The sequence below is a fragment of the Brachybacterium sp. P6-10-X1 genome (assembly GCF_001969445.1).
Classification (GTDB): domain Bacteria; phylum Actinomycetota; class Actinomycetes; order Actinomycetales; family Dermabacteraceae; genus Brachybacterium.
The window spans coordinates 4,037,298-4,059,711 of sequence record NZ_CP017297.1 but is presented as its reverse complement, the minus strand read 5'-3'; the positions used below and the strand labels follow the sequence as shown (position 1 = coordinate 4,059,711).

Here is a 22,414-nt window from a genome sequence, read left to right as displayed (position 1 = left end):
CTACGGGGCTGGTCGTGCCGCAGGTCACCAGTTCCTGGAGGTCGCCGCGGCGTGGAACACTGGCGCCATGCGCCGACGACACCTCCTGGCCCTGGCCCCCGTGGCCGCGCTCGCCGCCTGCACCGAGCAGGACGAGGACCCGCAGGCCGATCCGGAGCGGACCGGAGCGGCCGACCCCGAGGAGACCGGCGACGGCCAGGCCGAGGAGTCGGCCGACGAAGGACGGGTCGAGGAGACCTCGGAGCCGCCCTCGGCCGCCGAGCTGCTGCTGGAGGATCTCCCCTCCCGCGAGCTGGCCGGACAGCTGGTGCTGGTCGGCATCGCCGCGGGCACCGAGTTCCCCGCCGACGTGCTCACCGAGCATCACGCCGCCGGGGTCTTCCTGCTGCAGGTGTGGGAGAGCGCCACCGCGGTCGACGACACCGTGGCCGCCGCCCGGGAGAGCTCGCGGCAGGACCTGCCCCCGCTGATCGCCGTCGACCAGGAAGGCGGCGAGGTGCGGATGCTGCGCGGAGAGGCCGCTCGGCGCACCCCGTCGGCGGAGGAGCTCGGCGCCGAGGGGCCCGCCGCCGTCACCGAGGCCTACACGACCATCGGGGAGGACCTCGCCGCGCGCGGCATCCAGGTCGCCTTCTCCCCCGTCGCCGACGTCGTCGACCCCGACCTGGGCGATGCCAACGAACCGGTCGGCGGGCTCGACCGCGGCTTCGGCACGGACCCTGAACAGGTCGGAGAGTGCGTCGCCGCGGCGGTCGAGGCGCTCGACGCCCAGGGCGTGGCCGCGACTCTCAAGCACTTCCCCGGCCTGGGACGGGTGGAGCAGAACACCGACTTCTCGGCCGAGGGGATCGAGGACCCGGTCACCGGGATGGACGATCCGTTCCTGGAATCCTTCGCCGCCGGGATCGATGCCGGCGCCGGCCTGGTGATGATGTCCTCGGCGATCTACCCGCAGCTCGAGGCCGACGTCCCGGCCATGTTCTCCCGTGTCGCGATCCAGGATCTGCTGCGTGACCGGATGGGCTTCGACGGGCTCGTGATCACCGACGACATCGGCAACGCGAAGGCCGTCGCGGCCGTCCCGGTCGCCGAGCGGGCCACCCGGCTGCTCGAGGCGGGCGGCGATGTGCTCGTGACGGCGGACCCCTCGATCACCGGCCAACTGGTCGACGCGATCGAGGACTGGGCCGCCGCAGGGCCGGAGAACGAGCAGCGGGTGCGCGAGTCCGCCGCGCGCATGCTCTCGCTGAAGGAGGACCTGGGGCTGCTCGAGCGCTGATCGACGCGGTGGGCCCCTACTGCGCGATGGGCCCCTACTGCTTGTCGAGGGTGATGAGGTGGTTCAGGGGGTGGTATCCGCCGCGGGTGCGGGAGATCTTCCACTCCCCCGCGTTCTCGATGGCGCTGGCGAGGAACTCGCGGGCCGAGGCCACGATCGTGACCAGGTCGTCGTCGGCCCCCTCTCCACCGATGTCCCCCAGCTCCCCGGCGCGGTCGAACTCTTCGATGCGGGCCAGCTGCGCCGCGATCGCGGCCGAGAGCGTCGCCCCGGCACCGCGCACCCGCCGTCCCGGCACCCGGTCCGCGCGCAGCAGGTCCGTGCCGCCGGGATGGACGAGGACGTCGACCGCGTCCTCGGCCTCCAGCCGACCTCCGGTGATCAGCACGGCGGTCGGGCCCAGCTCCTGCAGCGCGAGGGCCTGCTCGCGCATCTCGTCGATCGAGGTGGCCAGCGGTCGGCCGAGCAGTTGGGCGGCCTCGGCCATGTTCGGCGTCAGGATGTCCACCAGCGGCACGAGCGTGCTGCGCAGGGCCCGCGCCCCTTCGGCGGAGATCAGCGGCGCGCCGTCGCTGGAGACCATCACGGGGTCCAGGACGAGGCGTCCCAGACGCCCTCGGTGCTCACGGACCGCCCCGGCGACCGCCTCGACCACGGCGGCACTGCCCAGGGCGCCGATCTTGGTGACGTCCAGCAGGAGGTCCGCCGCGACCGCGTCGATCTGGCTGCGCACGACGTCGCCCGGGAGGTAGTGGGTCCCGATGAGCTCGCGGGTGTTCACCGCGGCGACCATGGTGACCGCGGAGGCCCCGTAGGCCCCGAGCGCCGTGAACGTCTTCAGATCCGCCTGGATGCCGGAGGCGCCGTCGGCGTCGGAGCCGGCGATCGTGAGGACCAGGGGTGGGCGCATGCGAACTCCATCCGTCGGGGGCCGGAACCGGGGCGGAGGGCACCCGTGACCGTGTCCCGGGAGGGTATCAAGGGGGCCCGGACACCCCCTGGCAGATCACGCGGACCCCTCGCCGGAGTCCTTATGCTGTGACGGTGCACGCCGGCGGGGCGTGCGAGAATCACCCGGGGACGAGACCCTCGACGGGGACGAGACCTTCGACGGGAGCGAGCCTCCCGCGGGGGCTCGGGGCCCTCCGCGCCGGGGAGGTGGCGATGACACAGGATCCGCACGGCGGCGACCAGCAGCCGACGGGCTCCCCCCTGCCCGATTTCACCGGGGCCGACCCAGGGCGCCTGCCCGACCACGAGACCCCCGACCGCGGGGGGCCGCTCGGCGAGCCCGATGAGCGCGCTCGGCATCGGGCCCTGGCCACGGTGCTGGCCGTCGTCGGCTCCGGCGTCGTGCTGCTCGCCGTCGTCGCCCTGGTCCTGTCGCAGACGGTGTTCCGCTCGGCCCTGGAGGACGACCCCCAGGCGTACAAGACCGGCGAGCGCTCCGCCGAGGGCCAGTCGGAGTACGTGCCGGACCCGCAGGACCCCGACATCGCCCCTCCCCCGCCGATCTTCACCGAGAAGCCCACCACCGAGTGCACGATGCCCTCCGCCCCGGAGCCCGCGAAGGCGGCAGATCCGGGCACGATCCGAGGTGGCGACCTGCAGTACACGGTCCCGGAGACCTGGGACTTCCCCTGGGGCCCCTCCTCCCTGCCCTATCTCACCGAGGTCGACGCGCAGGCGCGCCCCGTCGAGGGCAACTGGTACAGCGTCGTGAATCTCGGCAAGGTCAGCTGGCCGGAGGAGGAGGGCGGCTATCCCGGGATGGAGGCGGCCGCGGTCGCTCTCTTCCAGTGCTATGCGACCACCTCGGGCGTCGTCGACTACTTCGGCGACCATCCGAAGGTCACGGACTACCGCTCCGAGGTCACGACGGTCGACGGCCACACGGCATGGATCGTGCAGGCCACCTACCACTTCGAGGATCCCGAGATCCTCGATACCACCAAGGCCTCGGTCGTGACGTCGATCGTCGTCGATGGCCCGAACGGGCCCAGCGCCCTGGCCAGCGACGTCGCGGCCGACCAGCCCGAGCACGTCCAGGACCTCGAGGACATCATCGCGAGCCTCGAGGTCGTCGAGTGACGCCCTGACGCGTACCGCACCCCCAAGGAGCAGCCCGTGCACACCGGAGAGCAGTTCACCTCGCCCCAGCCGCCGACCCCCGGCCCGGGCGGTGGGCGCGGCGGCGCGCTGCTGATCGGCGGCATCGCCTTCGCCATCGTCTTCCTGCTGATCGTCGGCGCCACCGTCGGATACCTGGTGCTACGCCCGACCCTCCTCGGCGGAGGGGGCGACGAGACCACTGCGGCGACCTCGGAGACCGCAGAGGATCCCGAGGACACGGCGTCCGACGATGCGACCGCCGAGGAGCCGACGGGCGAGGCGTCGACGACGGTCGTCGAGGAGCGGTGCTGGTCGCCGGCGTACGAGCGGACCTCGAAGAACCCCTCCGGCAAGCTCCGCGGCGGCGGCCTGGAGTTCATCCCCCCGGCCGCGTACACCGGGCGCGAATCCGAGGGGTTCGTCTACTTCCTCAATGACACCCAGACCGCGTACGGCAAGGTCGAGGAGGGTTGGATCTCGACCATGACCGTCGGGGAGGTCGAGTGGCAGCCGGGCGTCGAGTACCCCGGCAACGAGGTCGCCTCGCAGAAGATCGCGAAGTGCTTCTTCACCGACGGCAACTGGGGCGAGAAGGCCCGCGAGCGCACCTGGGACGACGAGACCACCAAGCCCGTCACGATCGCCGGGATGCCCGGGTACGAGACCCGGGCGGTGGTGAACTTCGGCTCCGACGACCTCGAGAAGACCGACGCCACCGAGATCGTGGTCGTGGTGCTGGACACCGATCAGGGGCCGAGCGCGTTCGTGACGGACACCGCCGTGGGCGTCACCGAGCACGAGGAAGCGGTCGAGAAGGCCTACGCGTCCGTGACCGGCCTGTCGGGCTGAGTGCTCGCGGCCGAGGCGGTCAGACGACCGCCGAGGCGAGACGGCAGAGGTTGTCCAGCAGGCGCATGGGCACCGGACGCCGCTCCCATTCGTCCCGGGTGAGCTCCCGGCTGCGGGAGCGGTAGACGTCCTCGACCTGGTGCATCTTCGCCATGAAGTCGGTGCCGCCGATCATCATCGAGCTCTCCATGTCCAGGAGGAACGAGCGGATGTCCATGTTCGAGGAGCCGATCACCGTCACCGAGTCGTCGATGGTCACATGCTTGGCGTGCAGGATCGTCGGCGCCTGGTACAGCCAGATCCGCACCCCGGCCGCCAGCAGCGCGTCGTAGTACGAGCGCTGGGCGTGGAAGACCAGGAACTGGTCCCCGATCTCGGAGACGAACAGCTCCACGTCGACCCCGCGGCGAGCGGCGGTCACCAGCGCGGCGAGCATCGACTCGTCGGGCACGAAGTAGGGGCTGACGGCGCTGATACGGTGCTCTGCCGAATAGAACAGCTGGTTGAACAGCGCCAGGTTGTTCTCGAAGACGTAGCCGGGGCCGCTGGGGACGAGCTGGCACTCGTAGGTGCCGGAGGTGTCGGCCGGGGCCTGCAGCAGCTCGTCCTCGCTGATCAGCTCGGCGGATTCATAGAACCAGTCGGTGGCGAACAACAGGTTCATCTCGGCGACGATCGGTCCGCGCAGCCGCGCCATCGTCTCCTGCCAGTGCAGGCCACGGCGGATGTTGGAGCGCTTGTCGTAGTGGGCGGCGATCATGTTCTGGCTGCCCATCCACCCGATCTGGCCGTCCACGATGAGCAGCTTGCGGTGATTGCGCAGATCCGGACGCTGGAAGGCACCGTCGCTGAACGGCTTGATCGGCATCATCGGATGATGCTCGATGCCGTGGGAGTCCAGGAAGCGACGCATCGATCGGTAGGCCGATCCGTGCATCAGCGAGCCCAGATGGTCGTACAGGACCCGCACGACGACCCCTCGCTGCGCGGCCTCGCCGAGGGCGTCGAAGAAGTCCTCGGTGACCGCATCCCGGGTCATGATGTAGAACAGCACGTTCACGTCGTGCCGGGCGGTGCGGATGTCCGCGGCCATGCGGGCGATCGAGGCGTCGTAGTCGATCTCCAGGTCCACGGAATTGTTGCCCGTCAGCGGGAACGCCCCGAGCTCCCGATTGAGGTTCACCGCGGACTGCAGCCAGCTGGGGGCGTCGGCGTCGAGCTCGCTGTCGACGATGTCGTGGGCCCGCACGTGCATCAGCCGGTTGATGACCTTCTGCTTCTCGCGCCGCTTGCGCGGCAGCTCCGCCTTGCCCAGCAGGAGATAGAGGGGGAAGCCGATGATCGGGAGCACCATGATGGCCAGCAGCCAGGCCAGCGCCGATCCGGGGCGTCGGTTGCGGGGCACCAGGATCAGTCCGAGGATCCGCAGGAACACGTCGATCACCAGGAACGTGTACGTGCCGACGACCACCCCGTGGTCGAGCAGCCACTGCCACACCTCGGCCATGGTCGGTCCCCTTTCCTCCCGGACGCGGAACGGCGGGCCCCCAGGAAGGGGGCCCGCCGCGTCAGCATACGGGTGGGCGCCGTGCGGCGTCCGGAGCCGCTGTCAGTCGCCGCGAAGGATCGCGATGATCCGCAGGATCTCGACGTACAGCCACACCATGGTGACCGCGAGCCCGAAGGCGCAGCGCCAGGCGTACACGCGCGGCATCGCCGAGTTCGCGGCGCGCTGGACGTCCTCGAAGTCCATCACCAGCGAGTACGAGGCCATGACCACGGCCAGACCGCCGATGACCAGGCCGAGGACCCCGTCGCGCAGGCTGCCGCCGGTCATGAACACGTAACCGATGTTGACGATGCCGAACAGCAGGTAGGCGACCATCGCGACCATGAAGATCTTGTTCAGCACCGGGGAGGTGCGCAGCACTCCGAGGCGGAACATGACCAGCACGGACCCCGCGACGGCGAGCGTGCCGACCACGGCCTGCAGGCCGATGCCGGGGAACTGCTGGCCCAGCATGGCGGTGAGGCCGCCCAGCAGCAGACCCTCGAACACCGCGTAGGCGAGCACCAGGATCGGCGAGGGCTTCTTCTTGAAGATGTTGATCAGCGCGGTGACCAGGCCGCCGACCAGACCGATGAACAGCGCGGCGATCGCGACGGTCAGCCCGATCGCGACGCCCTGCTCGCCGGCGATGATGCCCAGCGCACCCGGGGTCACGCCGACCGCGAAGCCGACGACCACGATGGTGCCGAGGGTCGCCGTGATCGCGTTCAGGGCGTCCCGCATCGACATCCGGCCGGTGTCGTGCCCGGTCGCGGCGGGCCGGGCGTACAGAGCCTCGAGCGACTCGGCGCTCTGCTGGCCGGCGGCCGGCGCTGCGGTGGCCGTCCCCCCGAAGTCGGTGGACCACTGGGTCCCGGGCGGAGGTCCGTCCTGCGACTGGCCGAACTGGGGGCCGCGATAGTTCCGCCCCTGCTGAACAGCCTGGTCGCGTCCGAACACGATGTTGTGGCGTGCCATGGCGCTCCTCACGAAAGAGATGGTGGGCCGACGTCGGGGAACGCAGGACGGTCCCCGGCGCGCCGACGGCACTACCTTAACGGGGTTTCCCGTGTCCGAGCTGGATGTGCTCTGCGCTCTCAGCGAGATGCGCCGGGTTTGGCCCGCAGAATGCGCTCCGCGCGGTCACCGGGAGGCGAGAAGAGCCTGGTCCAGGTCCTCGATCAGGTCGCGCACATCCTCGATCCCGACCGCGAGCCGCAGCAGCTGATCGGAGATGCCGGCGCGCTCGCGCGCCTCCGGGGTCATGGCCTCGTGGGTCATGGTGGCGGGGCGGCAGATCAGGGTCTCGACGCCGCCGAGGCTGACGGCGAAGCCGGGATAGCGCAGGGCGCGCAGGAAGGCCACCCGGTCCCTGCCGGGGGCGAGCTCGAAGGAGAGCACCGCCCCGGTGCCGGTGGCCTGGGAGGCGTGGGTCCTCGCCTCCTGGTCGCTGTGGGAGCCCGGGAACCGGACGCCGGCGATGTCGTCGTGACCGCGCAGGTGCTGCACGATCGCCCGGGCGTTGTCCTGTTGGCGCTCGAGCCGCAGCGGCATCGTCTTGATGCCCTGGATCAGGCGGAAGGAATCCCCCGGGGAGAGCACCCCGCCCTGGGCCTTCTGCGCGAGCGCGAAGGCCTCGGCGAGGTGGGCGTCATCGGTGGTGATCGCGCCGGCCAGGAGGTCCGAGTGTCCGGCGAGGAACTTGGTGGCCGACTGGACGACGACGTCGGCCCCCAGCTCCAGCGGTCGCTGCAGCAGGGAGGTCATGAAGGTGTTGTCCACGATCACCAGGGCGTCGTGGCGGTGGGCGAGGTCGATGAGGCGGCGCAGATCGGTGATCCGCAGCGTGGGGTTGGCGGGCGTCTCCACGAACACGGCCCGCGTGGCCGGGGTGAAGTCCGCGTCGGTCAGCTCCCCGAGGTCGTCGACGAAGCGACCGGTGACGCCACGACCGGGCAGGACCAGGTCGACGAAGCGATAGGTGCCGCCGTAGACGCTGGCCGGGAGGATGACCTCATCGCCCACCGTCAGCGTGGACAGCGCGGCGGCGGTGGCGGCCATGCCGGTGGCGAAGGCGAAGCCGTGCGCGGCTCCGTCCAGGGTGGCCAGCAGGGTCTCGAGCTGTGCGCGGGTGGGGTTCCCGCCCCGCTGGTAGGCGTAGGCGCCGTCCTCGCTGCCGGGGTCGAGCTCGAAGGTCGAGGCCAGGTGCACCGGGGGGACGACGGCGCCGTGCTCCTGGTGGCGCAGGGTCTGCACGGCGGCGGTCTGGACGCGCACGGGGCCTCCCCAGGGAGTCGTCGGGGCGGGCCGGTCAACGGCCCGGGGCGTCGGACGACGCCGGCTCCACTGTAGGCATCGCGGGAGCGGGATGCGCACACGGGATGACCGAGTGTGACGGCACCCGTCGGCCGACGCGCCCGCGTCCTGCCCGCTCCGTGCCTCAGACGCCGACGGGGACCCGCGGGATCTGTCCGGTGAGGGTGTCCTCGTGGCGGGCCAGCAGGGCCCGGGTGCGACGAGCGCGCACCCGCAGGGCGATCAGCGTCGCGGAGACCATCGCGAAGCCGACGCTCGCGAGCACGATCGCGACCACCATCGGCGCCTCGTAGCCGAAGCCGGCGGCGATCACGGCTCCGCCGAGGGCGGCACCGAGGGCGTTGGCGACGTTGAAGGCGGCGTGGTTCAGGGACGCGCCGAGCACCTCGGAGCGGTGGGCGACACGGATCAGCCAGGTCTGCATCGCCGGGTTCAGCGAGGCGTTGGCCGCGTTCATCAGGAAGAACGCGATGAGCAGGGCGACCAGGGAGACGCCGGAGACCAGGAACAGCCCCACCAGCGCCGCGATGTACAGCGGGAAGCCGATCATCAGCGTGGCGCTGACGGAGCGGTCGGTGGTGGCGCCGCCGATGACGTTGCCGACGGTCATGCCCAGACCGGCGGCGGCCAGCACCCACGGAACGGCGGTCGCGGAGGCACCGGTGACGTTGGTGGTGATGTCGGCGACGTAGCTGAAGACGGCGAAGGCGCCGGCGAAACCGACCGCGGCGATGCCCATGATGATCCACAGCTGCACCCGGCGCAGGGCGACGATCTCGTCGGCCATGCGGCGTCCGGCCACCCTCTCCTCGCGCGGCACCGTCCGGTGCAGCGCGGTGACCGTGGCGACGAAGATCAGGGCGATCAGCAGGTAGACGGCGCGCCAGCCGGCGGCCTGGCCGACGGCGGTCAGCACGGGCACGCCGATGAGGTTGGCGACGGTGAGCCCGGACAGCGCCAGCGCCACGCCCTTGCCCTGGTTGCCGGGCCCCATCAGCGAAGCGGCCAGCAGCGAGGCGACGCCGAAGTACGCGCCGTGGGGCACCCCCGCGAGGAAGCGGGCGAGCACGGTGAGCTCGAAGGTGGGCATGAGCGCGGAGAGGACGGCGCCGGCCGCGAGCGCGACGGCGAGGCCGACGATCATGGTCGACCGGCTCCAGCGCACCGAGAGCAGGGCGAGCACCGGGGCGCCGACGACGACGCCGAGGGCGTAGGCGGAGATGGCCAGGCCGGCCTGGGCGATGCCGCCCTCGGGGTCGACGGCCATGCGCTCGCTCAGCAGGCCGTCGGCGATGTTCGGCAGCAGGCCCATGGAGACGAACTCCGAGGCTCCGATGCCGAAACCACCCAGGGCGAGGGCGAACAGGGCCAGACGGCGGCGGGCGGGCGAGAGGGGTGCGGAGGTCCGAGGGACGGCGCGGGTGTCGTCGATGGTGGTCATGGCTGGTCCTCGACTGTCGGGAGCATGCAGGGCGGGCGGGCTCCATCGACCCGACGCACAGGTAAGCAAACGCTGTTGCGTTACGTCAAGGGGGAGGCGACCAGGAGCCGCGTCACAGGCCCGAGCACCGGCGCACCCCGGGCCGCCACCACGTGATGCTCGGCGCCGCGCACAGGGCCGTGTCCAGGAACGACGATGCGCCGGCAGGCCGGGCGACGGCACTGCCGGGCCCGGACCCGCCCGAGCAGCGTGGGAGGATGACGAGGTGAGAGAGAGCACTCCCCTGGACCGTGTGGCGGGCGCCCATGACGCCGCCGTCCTCGCCGTCGCCCGGCGGGGCGATCCCGTCTCGAGGGCGGGACTGGCACAGGCCCTGCAGGTCACGCCGCAGGCGATCTCGAAGATCCTGGGCCGGCTGATGGATCGCGGGCTGATCACCGAGATCGGCACGGTCGCCGCGGGCCCCGGCAAGCCGACCACCTTCTACCGCATCGTCCCCTCCTCGCGACGCGCGATCGGACTGCACCTGACCCGTTCCCGCGTCCACGGCGTGGTGGTCGACCTCACCGGCGAGATCCTGGAGCGGCGCGACCTGGAGATCGGGCGGCTGCAACCGGTCGACGAGCTGATCGCGACCCTGGCCGAGCAGGCGCGCGACCTGGCCCGGGTCGGCCCCGGCGAGCTGCTGGGCGTCGGGGTCGGGATGCCGGGACCGGTGGACTGGTCCGAAGGCGTCTACCGCGGCAGCGCCCAGCCCGACCCGTGGCGCGGGGCACCGCTGCGTCGGCTCCTGGCGCAGGAGCTGTCCCTGCCGGTGCTGCTGGACCACGATTCGCGGGCCGCCCTGGTGGGCGAGGCGTGGTCGCAGCCCGGACTGCTGGACGACGCCGCGCTCGTGCTCGTCGAGGACGGGCTCGGGGCGGCCCTGTGCCTGGGCGGCATGATCGTGCGCGGCGCCCACTCCCACGCCGGCGAGGCCGGCCACACCGTGGTGCGCATCGACGGGGTCCCGTGCACCTGCGGTCGACGAGGCTGCGCCCAGGCCGAGCACCAGGCCGCGCTGGAGGCGGGCGACGAGGAGTACGCCGCCCAGGTGCTGGCGACGGTGGTGGTGGATCTGGTGCGGCTGGTCGACGTGGACCGGGTCGTGCTCGGCGGGCGGTCGGTCTACGCCCAGCACGAGCGCACGATGGACGCGATCCGCGCTGCGCTGGAGGAGAGCCTGCAGGCCGAGCCCTGGGTCCACGTCGAGGTCATGCTCTCCACCCGGGGCACGGACCTGATCGCCGTCGGCTCGGCCTGCGAGGTGCTCGAGCACGAGTACGGACTGCCGCAGGCACTCGTCGGCCCCGGCTGAGGCGACGCCGAGAGGTCAGGGGCCGCGGCGACAGGCCCCCGGGAGAGCACCGTCGGAGGGACATCGGATCAGGGCCGGGGGCCGAAGATCGCCGAGCCGACGCGCACGATCGTCGCCCCCTCCTCGACGGCGATGTCGAGGTCCCCGCTCATCCCCATCGACAGGTGCTCCAGCTCCGGCACGTCGAGCTCGGCGCGCGCCTGGTCGCGCAGCTGCCGCAGGGTGCGCAGCGAAGCGCGCACGGCACCCGCGTCGTCCGTGTTGGCGCCGATCGTCATCAGGCCGACGGGCCGCAGGCCCTCGCCGGCCCGCAGCCGCTCGATGATCGGGCCGACGGCCTCCAGGGCCGGGGCGAACCCGCCCTTGGACTCCTCCCCCGAGGTGTTGACCTGCACCAGCACGTCCCGCCTCAGGCCAGCCATCCCGGCCCGACGCTCGAGCGCATCGGCGATGTCCTCGCGGTCCACGCTGTGGATCGTCTCGGCGAAGGCGACCACGTCGCGGGCTTTGTTGGTCTGCAGGCGCCCGATGAAGTGCCGCGGCACCCCGTTGTCCGCCAGCAGCGGGTCGGTGTGCTTGGAGATCTCCTGGGCCCGGTTCTCCCCCACGACGATCGGTCGCCCCCGCTCGCGCAGCAGATCGATGACGGTGGCGATCTCCTGGGGCGTGCGGGTCTTGGTGGCCAGCAGCACCGTGATCTCCCGGCCGCCCCGGCCGGCGCGGGCGGCTGCGGCATCGAGACGGGAGAGCACGTCGTCGAGGCGGGCGGTGAGCTGATCGGCGGCGGAGGTCTCGGTCATGGCCTCCATTGTGGCCCGGATCCGTGACGATCGGCCCGGAGGCGCGGGGATCGGCCCGGAGGCGCGGGGCACCGGGCCCCGTCCTGCCTGATGTCGTGGGCCTGGCCGTCGTGGGTGCACAACGATTCTTCCGTGCCCCCAGCGGGACTCGAACCCGCACTGCGCCGATTTTAAGTCGGCCGCCTCTGCCGATTGGGCTATGGGGGCGACGCCGTGGTGTCCGGCAGCATCGTCACTTTATGCTGGAATCATCATGAGCGCTGTGATCCGGTCCCTCGCGGACTCCCTGCGACGGTTCGGCGACGATCGCCTGGAGGCGCTGCTCGTCGCCCGGCCGGACCTCGCCTCGCCGCTTCCCAAGGGGCTCGGTCCGCTCGCGGCCCGGGCCGCCGGCGCCACCTCCGCCCGTCGCGCCCTCGGGGCGCTGCGGCTGCCGGAGCTCCACCTCGTCGAAGCCCTCGCCGTGCTCGAGGACGGCACGGCGCCGTCCGCCCTGGCCGAGTCGGTCTCCTCTGACCCTGCGACGATCTCCCCCGCCCTCGAACGGCTGACCACTCTCGCCCTGGTGTGGGGTGAGGACGAGCTGCACCTGATCCGGCCCCTGCGCGAGGGGCTGCGCACCCCGGCCGGCCTCGCCCCCGCCTCGGCCGACGACCCCTCGGCAGAGGTCGCCGAACGCCGGGTGGCCGCCGCCCGCGCGTCGATGCCGGACGTTCTGGAGACTCTGGCCTGGGGGCCCGCGACCGTCGAGGGCCACGGGCGGCTCGCGAAGGAGCTGCGGGAGGTCGGCATCGTCGTGACCGGTGAGGACGGCACGCTGCACATCCCCCGCAGCATCCATCTGGCGCTGCGCGGTGGACGCGTGCGCCGCTCCCATGCCGCCCGGCGCCCCGTGCCGGACGGGCCGGAGGTCACCGAGCGGATCGCCGGATCACGGTCCGCCCAGGCCGTCGAGCAGGCCTTCGAGGCGCTGCGTCTGCTGAGCACGGTCCGCGGCTTCGACGAGGACCCTCCCGGGGTGCTGCGTCGCGGCGGGATCCCCCAGCGGGACCTGCGGCGCCTCGCCGATCGTGCCGGAGCTCCCGTGCTCACCGTCGCGACCGTGCTGCAGTCGGCCTGGCAGGCCGGGCTGATCGGCCACGACGGCCAGGAATGGCATCCCACGCGCGACTGGGACGCCCACCGCGTCCAGGCCCCCGAGCAGCGGTGGACGGAGCTCGTGCTCGCCTGGGTCCACGGGCACCACCTCGCCGCGGTCGTCGGCACCCCGGACTCCTCGGGCACCGGCCGCGCCCTGCTGTCGGACCTGACCCGGCGCGACGGGGTGCGCACCCGCCGGGGAAGCCTGCTGCGCACCCTGCGGACCTGCCCGGGCGTCCATGCCACGGCCGATTCCCTGGGGCTCTGTCTGGCCTGGGCCTTCCCGCTGGTCCCGGCCGACGTGATCGAGGAGGAGACGGCGGCGCTGCTGACCGAGGGCGAGGCGCTCGGGGTGCTCGACGGCGGAGCCCTGACCGTGCTCGGGCAGGAGCTCGTGCTCGCCCTCGACGAGGACGTCACCGAGGCCGACGCCCGGCTCGCGGGGGCGCTGCGGGCCGCGGCCCCGGTCCCGGTCGACGAGGTGCTGCTGGATGCGGACCTCACGGCCGTGGTCCCCGGCCGTCCGGCCGAGCGCCTGCTGCCGCTGCTGGACTGGGCCGAGGTGGTCTCCCGCGGCGGTGCCCTCACGCTGCGCTTCAGCACCACCTCGGTGCGCCGGGCGCTGGGGGCCGGGCGCGACGCCGAGGCACTGCTGGTCCTGCTCGAGGACGCCTCCCGCTCCCCCGTCCCGCAGGCGCTGACCTATCTGCTGCGCGACGAGCAGCGTCGCCACGGTCGGGTGCAGGTCTCGCGAGCCACCACCGTGCTCACCGCGGAACCGGAGGTGCTGGACCTGCTGCAGGTGGCCCCCGAAGCGTCGGCCCTGGCAGTGCACCGCCTGGCCCCGACGGTCGCGGTGACCCTCTCCGATCCCGGTTTCGCCCTCCAGGTGGCCCGGCAGGCCGGGCTCTCCCCGCAGGCCGTCGGGCCCGACGGGCGCCCGGCCGGGCCCGAGCTCGCGCACTCGCTGCCCGGTGGGCCCGTCGACCCCGACCTCGTCACCGTCGACGGCCCCGAGCTGCGCGTCCCGGCCCCCGAGGCCGTGGCCCGGATCCGGGCGGCGGAGGAGGGCGCGACCGATCTGTCGGTGACCGATCGCCTGCTGGACGCGATCGCCCACGAGGGCGAGCTGCCGCTCGGGATCGTCGACGGCCGCGGCGGCGTGATCGTCAAGCAGGTGCGGCCCCTCTCCCTCGAGGGCGGGCGCCTGCGCGCCCGCGAGCGCGGCCACGACGAGGAGTTCACGGTGCTCGTCCACCGGGTGACGCTGGGATAGCGGGAGCCGTGACCGGCCGACGACACGCCATGGGGAGTCCTCCCCATGGCGCAGCCACGGGGACCTCTGGCTATGCTGTCCCCGACGTCGCGCGGGTCACTCCTGCGGCGTCGACAGCACCCAGGGGAACAGACCCGCAGGACTTTCGGAGGGAATCACCATGACCGACATGAACCCCAACGCCCCCGGCGGCAACTTCAACGCCCCCGGCGGCGGCGTCGGCGGGCAGGCCGGAGGCTTCGGCGGCAACCAGCCGGTGTCCAAGACCAAGTGGATCGTGCAGATCGTCGTGTCGTTCCTCTGCGGCGGCAACCTCATCACGCTGGTGCTCGCGATCATGGGTCTCGTGAAGGCCGACACCGACCTCCCGCTGGCGAACAAGCTCTACAAGTGGGGCTGGATCATCTTCGCGATCGGCTGGATCCTCTACATCATCCTCATCGTGCTGGCGCTCCTCTCGGGAGCGTTCACCGCGAACATGCAGACGTACTGACGCTCGCGCAGCGCACGACGGGAAGGCCCGGACCTGATGGTCCGGGCCTTCCGCATGTCCGGGGCGGGCGGAGCGACGTCCACCTCCCGAGCGTGGTTCCGGGGCCACCCGCGCTGGGCGGCCCCGGACACGGTCAGTCCTGCTTGGTCTCGCGACGATCCTCGGACCACTCCACGTGGAAGGTGCCCTCGACGTCGACGCGCTGGTAGGTGTGGGCGCCGAAGTAGTCGCGCTGGGCCTGGACCAGGGCGGCCGGGAGGCGCTCGGCACGGACCGAGTCGTAGTAGGACAGGGTGGAGGCGAACACGGGGACCGGGTAGCCGCTGGAGGCCGCGAAGGCCACCACACGACGCCACGCCGGGATGCACTTGGCGATCTCGGTGGTGAAGTATTCGTCGCTCAGCAGCAGCGAGAGCTTCGGATCGCGCGTGTAGGCCTCGGTGATGCGGTCGAGGAAGCGGGCGCGGATGATGCAGCCCTCGCGCCAGATCTTCGCCATGTCGCCGAGGTCGATGTCCCAGCCGAACTCCTCGGCACCGGCCGCGATCTCGTCGAAGCCCTGCGAATAGGAGACCAGCTTCGCCGCGTACAGCGCCTTCTGGAGATCGTCGATGAACTGCGCGGGGTCGGCGATCTCGAGCTCCTGCTCCTCGCCGGGCAGGACACCGCGGGCGGCCTCCCGCTGCGGGGTGCCGCCGGAGATGGATCGGGCGAAGGTCGCCTCGGCGATGCCGGTGACCGGCACGCCGAGATCCAGCGCGGTCTTCACGGTCCAGGCGCCGGTGCCCTTCTGGGCGGCCTGGTCGAGGACCACGTCGACGAAGGGCTCGCCGGTGGTGGCGTCCTTGTGGTGGAGCACGGTGGCGGTGATCTCGATGAGGAAGGACTCCAGATCGCCCTTGTTCCACTCGTCGAACACGTCGCCGATGGCGGAGGCGTCCATGCCGAGCGCCTTGGACATCATGTCGTAGGCCTCGGAGATGACCTGCATGTCGGCGTACTCGATGCCGTTATGGACCATCTTGACGAAATGACCCGCGCCGTCGGAGCCGACGTGCACGCAGCACGGGGCGCCGTCCTCGGCCTTCGCGGAGATCGTCTCGAACATCGGGCCGAGGCGGTCGTAGGACTCCTTGGTCCCGCCGGGCATGATCGAGGGGCCGTTCAGCGCGCCCTCCTCGCCGCCGGAGACGCCGGCGCCGACGAAGTGCTGGCCCTTCTCGCGCAGCGCGGCCTCGCGGCGACGGGTGTCGGTGAACAGCGCGTTGCCGGCGTCGACGATGATGTCACCCTCCTCCATGAGGGAGGACAGCTCCTCGATCACGGCGTCGGTGGGCCCTCCGGCCTTGACCATGATGATCGCGACGCGCGGCTTCTGCAGCGAGGCGACGAAGTCCTCCATGGACTCCGAGGGGTAGAACTCGCCGTCGCCGCCGTGCTCCGCGATGACCGTCTCGGTCTTGCCGACGCTGCGGTTGTGGAGGGCGACCTTGTAGCCGTTGCGGGCGAGGTTCCGGGCCAGATTGGAGCCCATCACCGCCATTCCGGTGACGCCGATGTCCGCGACATCGGCGGGGGACGGAGCGAAGCTAGCCATGGGTTCTCCTCAGGTCGGGTGACTGTCGAGCCGGGTCGGACCGCCGGACCGAGCAGGTCGGCCGAGGGCGGGGTCCCGGACCATCATGGCCATTCTAGGGAAGTCGCGCCTGCGGCGACGGGGCGTGCCGGTCCTTGCCGTGCGCCGACGCGGCGGCGGGTGGCGATGGTCGGCCTCCCCGACCCTGCCGACGAAGGTCCCGGGCCCCGGACGGCATCGTCGCCCCGGGTCGGGTGCGACTCCGGGCCCCGGGCACGTACCGTGGTGCCGTCCCCGTCGGGACGGTGCAGCCGTCCCTGCCGGGCCCTTGACCGTCGTCGTCGCGTCGCCGAGCACGGCCCGCCCTCGCGAGAGTAGAACCACCTGATGACTGTTCCCCCGCCCCCACACGATCCGTACGGCCAGCCATCGCCCGCACCGGGTTCCGACCCGTACGGCCAGCCGTCGCCGGCGCAGCCCGGCGCCTACGGCCAGCCCTCCCCTGCGGACCAGTACGGCCAGCCGGCACCTGGTGGTCAGTTCGGCCAGCCGTCCCCCGCCGGGCCGTACGGCCAGCCGTCTCCCTCCGCGGGCTACGGGGCGGGGAACGCTCCGGCCCCGGTCGGGAGGGACGCGTGGGGTCAGCAGGCGCCGGCCGCCTCGCCCGCCGCCGGCCCGCCGCCGGGCACGGACCTCGCCTCCGATCTCGGCGCCGCGCTGAAGTTCGCCGGGAACTCGCTGCTGCGCAACCCCGCCGCGTTCATCATCGCCGGACTGATCTACAGCGTCGTGATGTTCGTGCTGATCGCCGGCGGGTCCGTCCTCGGCTTCGTGCTCACGATCCCGCAGATGGAGGCGACCGCGAGCTCCGATGACCCGCCGATCGGAGCCCTGCTGACCCTGTACGGGATCATCCTCGCCGCGTCGCTGCTGTGCATTCCGCTCAACCTGCTGTGGCAGTCGGGGTCCGCCCGCGCGGCCGGCGTGATCCTCGAGGGAGGGCGTCCGAGCATCGGCCAGGCGATGATCGGTCCGATGCGGATCATCCTCACGGCGCTGCTCGTCCTGGTGATCACGGCCGTCGGATTCCTCCTGCTCTACATCCCCGGGATCATCGCCTCCGTGGTGCTGATGTACGCGGTGCCTGCGGCGGTGCGCGGCGCCTCCCCCGGCGAGGCGATCAAGGAGAGCTTCTCGCTGGTCAAGAACAACCTCGGGACCTCGATCGTGATGGTCCTGGCGCTCGCCGTGATCGGCTCGATCGCGGGCATGATCGTGATCTCCGTCATCGTCCTCGTGCCGTTCATGGTGCTGGCCTACATCGGGATGTACGAGCGGCTGAGCGGCAGGGAGCTGCCGGAGCCCGCCCGCGGCTGAGCGAGGCGGATCGCCCGCCCGCCCCGCGGCGTCGGCCCCCGCGTAGTCTGATCCGATGACCGACGGTCCCCTCATCGTCCAGAGCGACAAGTCCCTCCTGCTCGAGGTCGCCCACCCTCGGGGGCAGGCCGCCCGCGCCGCGATCGCCGCCTTCGCGGAGCTGGAGCGGGCGCCGGAGCACGTCCACACCTATCGGATCACGGATCTGGGCCTGTGGAACGCGCGCGCCGCGGGCTACGACGCCGAGTCCGTGGTGGCCGCGCTCGTGGACCATTCGCGCTACCCGGTCCCCCATGCGCTGCTGATCGACGTGGCGGACACGATGGACCGCTACGGGCGGCTGCAGCTGCTGGCCGACCCCGCCCACGGTCTGGTCCTGCACGCCCTGGACCGGGCCGTGCTCGAGGAGGTCTCCCGGGCCCGCCGCATCCAGGGGATGCTGGGCGAGCGGATCGACGAGGAGACCGTGATCGTCCACCCCTCCGCACGGGGCGCCCTCAAGCAGGCGCTGCTGAAGCTGGGGTGGCCCGCCGAGGACCTGGCCGGCTACGTCGACGGCGAGTCCCACGCCATCGCCCTGCGCGAGGAGGACTGGTCGCTGCGGCCGTACCAGGCCGAGGCGGTCGACAGCTTCCGCCACGGCGGCAGCGGCGTGGTCGTCCTCCCCTGCGGGGCGGGCAAGACTCTGGTCGGGGCCGGGGCGATGGCGGCGATGGGCCGCACCACGCTGATCCTGGTGACCTCGACGGTCTCGGCCCGCCAGTGGAAGGACGAGCTGCTGGCCCGGACCACACTGACCGAGGACGAGATCGGCGAGTACTCCGGGGCGACCAAGGAGGTCCGACCGATCACGATCGCGACCTATCAGGTGCTGACGACGAAGCGGAAGGGCGTCCATCCGCATCTGGAGCTGATGAGCGCCCGGGACTGGGGCCTGATCGTCTACGACGAGGTCCACCTGCTGCCGGCTCCCGTCTTCCGCATGACCGCGGATCTGCAGGCTCGGCGCCGTCTGGGCCTGACCGCGACCCTGGTGCGCGAGGACGGCCGCGAGGGTGAGGTGTTCTCGCTGATCGGGCCCAAGCGCTATGACGCCCCGTGGAAGGACATCGAGGGTCAGGGCTACATCGCCCCGGCCGACTGCACCGAGGTCCGGGTCGCGATGCCGTCGGCGGACCGCATGGCCTATGCGATGGCCGACGTCGGGGACCGACCCCGGCTCGGCGCCGCGCATCCGGCCAAGATCGACGTGGTCCAGCGCATCGCCGCCGGGCATCGGGGCGAACCGATGCTGGTGATCGGCCAGTACCTCGACCAGCTCGAGGAGATCGCCGACCAGCTGGACGCCGAGCTCGTCACCGGCCGGACGCCGGTCCGGCGCCGCCAGGAGCTGTTCGCGGCCTTCCGGAGCGGGGAGCTGACGCGACTGGTGGTCTCCAAGGTCGCGAACTTCTCGGTCGACCTCCCGGAGGCCTCGGTCGCGGTGCAGGTCAGCGGTGCCTTCGGGTCTCGGCAGGAGGAGGCGCAGCGCCTGGGCCGCCTGCTGCGTCCGAAGGCCGACGGGCGGTCCGCGCACTTCTACACCGTGGTCATGCGAGACACCCAGGACCAGGACTATGCGGCCCATCGCCAGCGCTTCCTGGCGGAGCAGGGCTACGCCTACACGATCGTGGACGCCGACGAGCCGGAGACCGCGCACGAGGGGAGCTGACGCCTCGGGCGGTGCCACCCCGCGCGGGAAGCTCGGCCTCCTGGGGAGGGTCGGCGGGTGCTTCCACACCGCTGGCACACGGGGTCCCTGCGGCCTGCGCGTTCCCCGAATCGTTACAGTGTGCTCAGCGGCCGCCTTCCCCCGTCGGCCGCACGGGAGACATCCCGGCACCCGAATTCGAGGAGCGACCATGAGCACCGGACCCGAGACCCCGGACCGTCCCACAGACCGCACGCCCGCGGACGGCGCAGATGCCGACGGCGCCACCGGGCGGGATCACGCTCGCGAGGCACCGGCAGGGACGGACGGCCCCGCCGAGCCGGCACGGGGTCGCCGCGCCGCCGACCCCGGGGACGGCACGGGCACCGCCGAACGGCCGGCGCAGCGGACGAAACAGCCCGAGCCCGTGGAGCCCGTCTCCTCCGGCGGCGGCCGGACGGCCGGGATCTGGATCTCCCTGATCCTCGGTGCGATCGTGCTGGTGCTCCTGCTGATCTTCGTGATCCAGAACAGCGCTCCGGCGAGCTTCGACTACTTCGGCGCGAGCTTCGAGCTGCCCCTGGGCGTGGCAATGCTGCTCGCGGCCATCGCCGGCGCACTGGTCATGGCCCTGGTCGGCTCGGTGCGGATGATCCAGATGAGCTGGACGATCCGCAAGCTGCGCAAGCAGCAGGAGAAGATCCAGCGCGCGGCCCGCTGATTCCGCCCAGTCAGCATTCAGCCGATTCTCACGAATCAGGAGCACCGTGGAGCCATGACTACGACTGCCACGACCGAAGACCAGGATTTCGAGGCCCGACTGCTCGTCGTGGACGATGAGCCGAACATCCGCGACCTCCTCGCGACATCCCTGCGTTTCGCCGGCTTCGAGGTGTTCACCGCCTCCACCGGCAACGAGGCGATCCGCGAGGCCACCGAGCACCAGCCCGATCTCGTCGTCCTCGACGTGATGCTGCCGGACATGGACGGCTTCACCGTCACCCGACGCCTGCGCGACCGCGGCGAGCAGTACCCCATCCTGTTCCTGACGGCGAAGGACGAGACCCAGGACAAGGTGGCAGGGCTCACCGTCGGCGGGGACGACTACGTCACCAAGCCGTTCAGTCTGGAGGAGGTCGTCGCCCGCATCCGCGCGGTGCTGCGCCGCACCCACGGCGGCCACGACGCGACGATCGACAGCTCCCTGGTGGTCGGGGACCTCCGCCTGGACGAGGATTCCCACGAGGTCTACCGGGCCGACGTCACCATCGAGCTGTCCCCCACCGAGTTCAAGCTCCTGCGCTACCTCATGCTCAACGCGGGCCGCGTCGTGTCCAAGACGCAGATCCTCGACCACGTGTGGGACTACGACTGGTCCGGCGAGGTCGGCATCGTCGAGTCCTACATCTCCTACCTGCGCCGCAAGATCGACGTCATCGGCGACCCGATGATCCACACCAAGCGCGGCATCGGCTACGTGCTGCGCGCCGCCGACGCCTCCTGAGAGACGCCCGCTGAGTAGTGACGCTGCCGACCCTGCGCACTGACCGACCCGTGTCCCTGTGGACACGGATCGTCGCTCTGATCTCCCTGCTGCTGGTCATCGGCGTCGTCATCACCGGGAGCCTGTCGCTGTTCCTGCTGAATCGCACCCTGATCCAGTCGGTGGACAACAACCTCCACTCGGGCATGGGAGAGATGCTCTCGCTGGCCCAGCGCGAGCTCGCCGGGGACGTGGACGACGACGTCCGCAGCAGCGTCTACACCCCGGTGGAGTACGCCGTGGAGGTCCGCGACGAGAACGGCGTCCCGATCGAGCAGGTCGTCGTCCACTACGGCAACGGCGACGTGGCGGTCCCCTTCCCGGACCTCTCGGACGAGGAGATCCTCCAGCGCGGCGGCCGGCCCTTCACCGTCCTGGACTCCTCGGAGAACCGTTGGCGCGTCGTCGCCATGCTCAATTCCGGGCCCGAGAAGGGCAGCGTGTACGTGGCGCTGCCGCTGACCGGGGTGGACCGCACGATGCACGAGATGGCGCTGATCATCGTGCTGGTCGGCACCCTCGTGGTGCTGGTCGGGATGGGGCTGGGCGGTTTCATGACGCACCGCGCCCTCGAGCCGCTGCAGGATGTCGAGGCCACGGCCTCCCAGATCGCCGGCGGGGACCTCTCCCGCCGCGTCCCGGTCACCGACACCAGCCTCGAGGTCCATGCCCTCGCGCGATCGCTGAACGAGATGCTGGTGCGGATCGAGCAGTCCTTCGCCGCGCAGTCCGCCTCCGAGGAGCACGCCACCCGCTCCGAGGCCCGGATGCGCCGTTTCGTGGGCGATGCCTCCCATGAGCTGCGCACCCCGCTGGCCGCCATCCGCGGCTTCGGGGAGCTGTACCGGATGGGCGCGCTGGGATCCGACGAGGACGTCGCCTCGGCGATGCGCCGCATCGAGGACGAGGCCCGACGCATGGGATCGCTGGTGGAGAACCTCCTGCGTCTGGCGCGCCTGGACGAGAACCCGGACCTGGCCCTGGAGCCGATCGACCTCACCGACGCCCTCTTCGATGCGGCTCAGGACCTGCGCGCGCTGGACCCGGGCCGCCAGGTCATGGTGGTCTCGCTGTCGGGGACCCCGGTGTCGGTCCAGCCCCACCTGTCGATCGGGGTGCTCGGCGACGAGGCGTCCCTGCGCCAGGTGATCCTCAACCTGGTGGGCAACGCGAACCGGCACACCCCCAAGGGGTCGGCGGTGGAGATCGCCGTGGGGTACACCGACGAGGGCACCGTGCGCATCGAGGTCCGCGACCACGGCGAGGGCATCGACGACGACCAGCGCGAGAAGGTGTTCGAGCGCTTCTACCGCACGGACTCCTCCCGGGTGCGCTCGGCCACCCAGGGCGGCGGCGCGGGTCTGGGCCTGTCCATCGCGGCCACCATCGTCCAGCAGCATCGCGGCACCATCGGGGTCACCGAGACGCCCGGCGGCGGATCCACGTTCTGGATCGAGCTGCCCGGCAGCGACGTCGAGGCGGAGCACCGCTCCCAGCCCGATCAGGTGCAGGCGCTGACGAGCCCGCAGTCCCCCGGCGAGCCGACGGGCCCCCGGACCCCCGGCGATCCGCAGAGCCCGTCGTCCGGTCCCTGAGGGCTCCGCCGAGCGCGGGCC

18 protein-coding genes and 1 tRNA gene are annotated in these 22,414 nt (G+C 71.7%); 11 read left to right on the top strand and 8 right to left on the bottom strand.

The features are described 5' to 3' along the window. Positions 1-67 precede the first annotated feature (67 nt). Complete coding sequence (locus BH708_RS18055; protein WP_076810350.1) at positions 68-1,279, top strand: glycoside hydrolase family 3 N-terminal domain-containing protein; 1,212 nt, start codon at positions 68-70, stop codon at positions 1,277-1,279. Between the two features lie 34 nt (positions 1,280-1,313). Here the strand turns inward: BH708_RS18055 and thiD are convergent, their stop codons facing one another. Further along, on the bottom strand, positions 1,314-2,189 hold the full coding sequence (gene thiD / locus BH708_RS18050) for a bifunctional hydroxymethylpyrimidine kinase/phosphomethylpyrimidine kinase (protein WP_076810349.1): 876 nt from the start codon (positions 2,187-2,189) through the stop codon (positions 1,314-1,316). A 254-nt stretch (positions 2,190-2,443) separates the two neighbouring features. Between thiD and BH708_RS18045 the strand changes: the two genes are divergently transcribed. Next, positions 2,444-3,370 (top strand): hypothetical protein, encoded by a 927-nt coding sequence (locus BH708_RS18045; protein WP_076810348.1) that lies wholly within the window; start codon positions 2,444-2,446, stop codon positions 3,368-3,370. Between the two features lie 36 nt (positions 3,371-3,406). After that, on the top strand, positions 3,407-4,240 hold the full coding sequence (locus BH708_RS18040; protein WP_076810347.1) for a hypothetical protein: 834 nt from the start codon (positions 3,407-3,409) through the stop codon (positions 4,238-4,240). 19 nt (positions 4,241-4,259) lie between these two features. Here BH708_RS18040 and cls read toward each other — a convergent pair whose 3' ends face one another. The 4 genes from cls to BH708_RS18020 form a co-directional block, all read right to left on the bottom strand. Beyond that, positions 4,260-5,747 carry a cardiolipin synthase gene (gene cls, locus BH708_RS18035; RefSeq protein ID WP_076810346.1) on the bottom strand — a complete coding sequence of 496 codons (1,488 nt, stop codon included), beginning with the start codon at positions 5,745-5,747 and terminating at the stop codon, positions 4,260-4,262. A gap of 102 nt (positions 5,748-5,849) precedes the next feature. Then, positions 5,850-6,767, bottom strand: a complete 918-nt coding sequence (locus tag BH708_RS18030) for a Bax inhibitor-1/YccA family protein (RefSeq protein ID WP_076810345.1) — start codon at positions 6,765-6,767, stop codon at positions 5,850-5,852. Positions 6,768-6,932: 165 nt separating this feature from the next. After that, positions 6,933-8,066, bottom strand: a complete 1,134-nt coding sequence (locus BH708_RS18025; protein ID WP_076810344.1) for a PLP-dependent aspartate aminotransferase family protein — start codon at positions 8,064-8,066, stop codon at positions 6,933-6,935. Positions 8,067-8,229: 163 nt separating this feature from the next. Next, positions 8,230-9,546 (bottom strand): MFS transporter, encoded by a 1,317-nt coding sequence (locus BH708_RS18020; RefSeq protein ID WP_076810343.1) that lies wholly within the window; start codon positions 9,544-9,546, stop codon positions 8,230-8,232. 265 nt (positions 9,547-9,811) lie between these two features. Here BH708_RS18020 and BH708_RS18015 point away from each other — a divergent pair, with 265 nt between their 5' ends. Beyond that, positions 9,812-10,903, top strand: a complete 1,092-nt coding sequence (locus BH708_RS18015) for an ROK family transcriptional regulator (protein ID WP_076810342.1) — start codon at positions 9,812-9,814, stop codon at positions 10,901-10,903. Between the two features lie 68 nt (positions 10,904-10,971). Here the strand turns inward: BH708_RS18015 and BH708_RS18010 are convergent, their stop codons facing one another. Next, entirely contained in the window at positions 10,972-11,703 is a 732-nt protein-coding gene (locus BH708_RS18010; RefSeq protein ID WP_076811582.1) for a YggS family pyridoxal phosphate-dependent enzyme, read from the bottom strand. Between the two features lie 133 nt (positions 11,704-11,836). Next, a tRNA-Leu gene (locus BH708_RS18005) sits at positions 11,837-11,910 on the bottom strand. A gap of 46 nt (positions 11,911-11,956) precedes the next feature. Here BH708_RS18005 and BH708_RS18000 point away from each other — a divergent pair. Beyond that, positions 11,957-14,119: a helicase-associated domain-containing protein gene (locus tag BH708_RS18000; RefSeq protein WP_076810341.1), complete on the top strand. Its 2,163-nt coding sequence runs from the start codon at positions 11,957-11,959 to the stop codon at positions 14,117-14,119. 160 nt (positions 14,120-14,279) lie between these two features. Next, positions 14,280-14,612, top strand: a complete 333-nt coding sequence (locus tag BH708_RS17995; protein ID WP_083713786.1) for a hypothetical protein — start codon at positions 14,280-14,282, stop codon at positions 14,610-14,612. A gap of 133 nt (positions 14,613-14,745) precedes the next feature. Here the strand turns inward: BH708_RS17995 and gndA are convergent, their stop codons facing one another. After that, the gene (gndA, locus tag BH708_RS17990; protein ID WP_076810340.1) at positions 14,746-16,209 is read right to left on the bottom strand and encodes an NADP-dependent phosphogluconate dehydrogenase; all 1,464 of its coding nucleotides are present in this window, start codon (positions 16,207-16,209) and stop codon (positions 14,746-14,748) included. Positions 16,210-16,575: 366 nt separating this feature from the next. Between gndA and BH708_RS17985 the strand changes: the two genes are divergently transcribed. From BH708_RS17985 to BH708_RS17965, 5 genes are all read left to right on the top strand, one after another. Further along, the gene (locus tag BH708_RS17985) at positions 16,576-17,565 is read left to right on the top strand and encodes a hypothetical protein (protein WP_076810339.1); all 990 of its coding nucleotides are present in this window, start codon (positions 16,576-16,578) and stop codon (positions 17,563-17,565) included. 55 nt (positions 17,566-17,620) lie between these two features. Then, the gene (locus BH708_RS17980) at positions 17,621-19,276 is read left to right on the top strand and encodes a DNA repair helicase XPB (protein WP_076810338.1); all 1,656 of its coding nucleotides are present in this window, start codon (positions 17,621-17,623) and stop codon (positions 19,274-19,276) included. A 190-nt stretch (positions 19,277-19,466) separates the two neighbouring features. Further along, positions 19,467-19,976 carry a lipopolysaccharide assembly LapA domain-containing protein gene (locus BH708_RS19930; protein WP_076810337.1) on the top strand — a complete coding sequence of 170 codons (510 nt, stop codon included), beginning with the start codon at positions 19,467-19,469 and terminating at the stop codon, positions 19,974-19,976. A 54-nt stretch (positions 19,977-20,030) separates the two neighbouring features. Further along, complete coding sequence (locus BH708_RS17970) at positions 20,031-20,759, top strand: response regulator transcription factor (RefSeq protein WP_076810336.1); 729 nt, start codon at positions 20,031-20,033, stop codon at positions 20,757-20,759. Between the two features lie 50 nt (positions 20,760-20,809). Beyond that, positions 20,810-22,393 (top strand): HAMP domain-containing sensor histidine kinase, encoded by a 1,584-nt coding sequence (locus BH708_RS17965; protein WP_253705392.1) that lies wholly within the window; start codon positions 20,810-20,812, stop codon positions 22,391-22,393. Positions 22,394-22,414 lie beyond the last annotated feature (21 nt).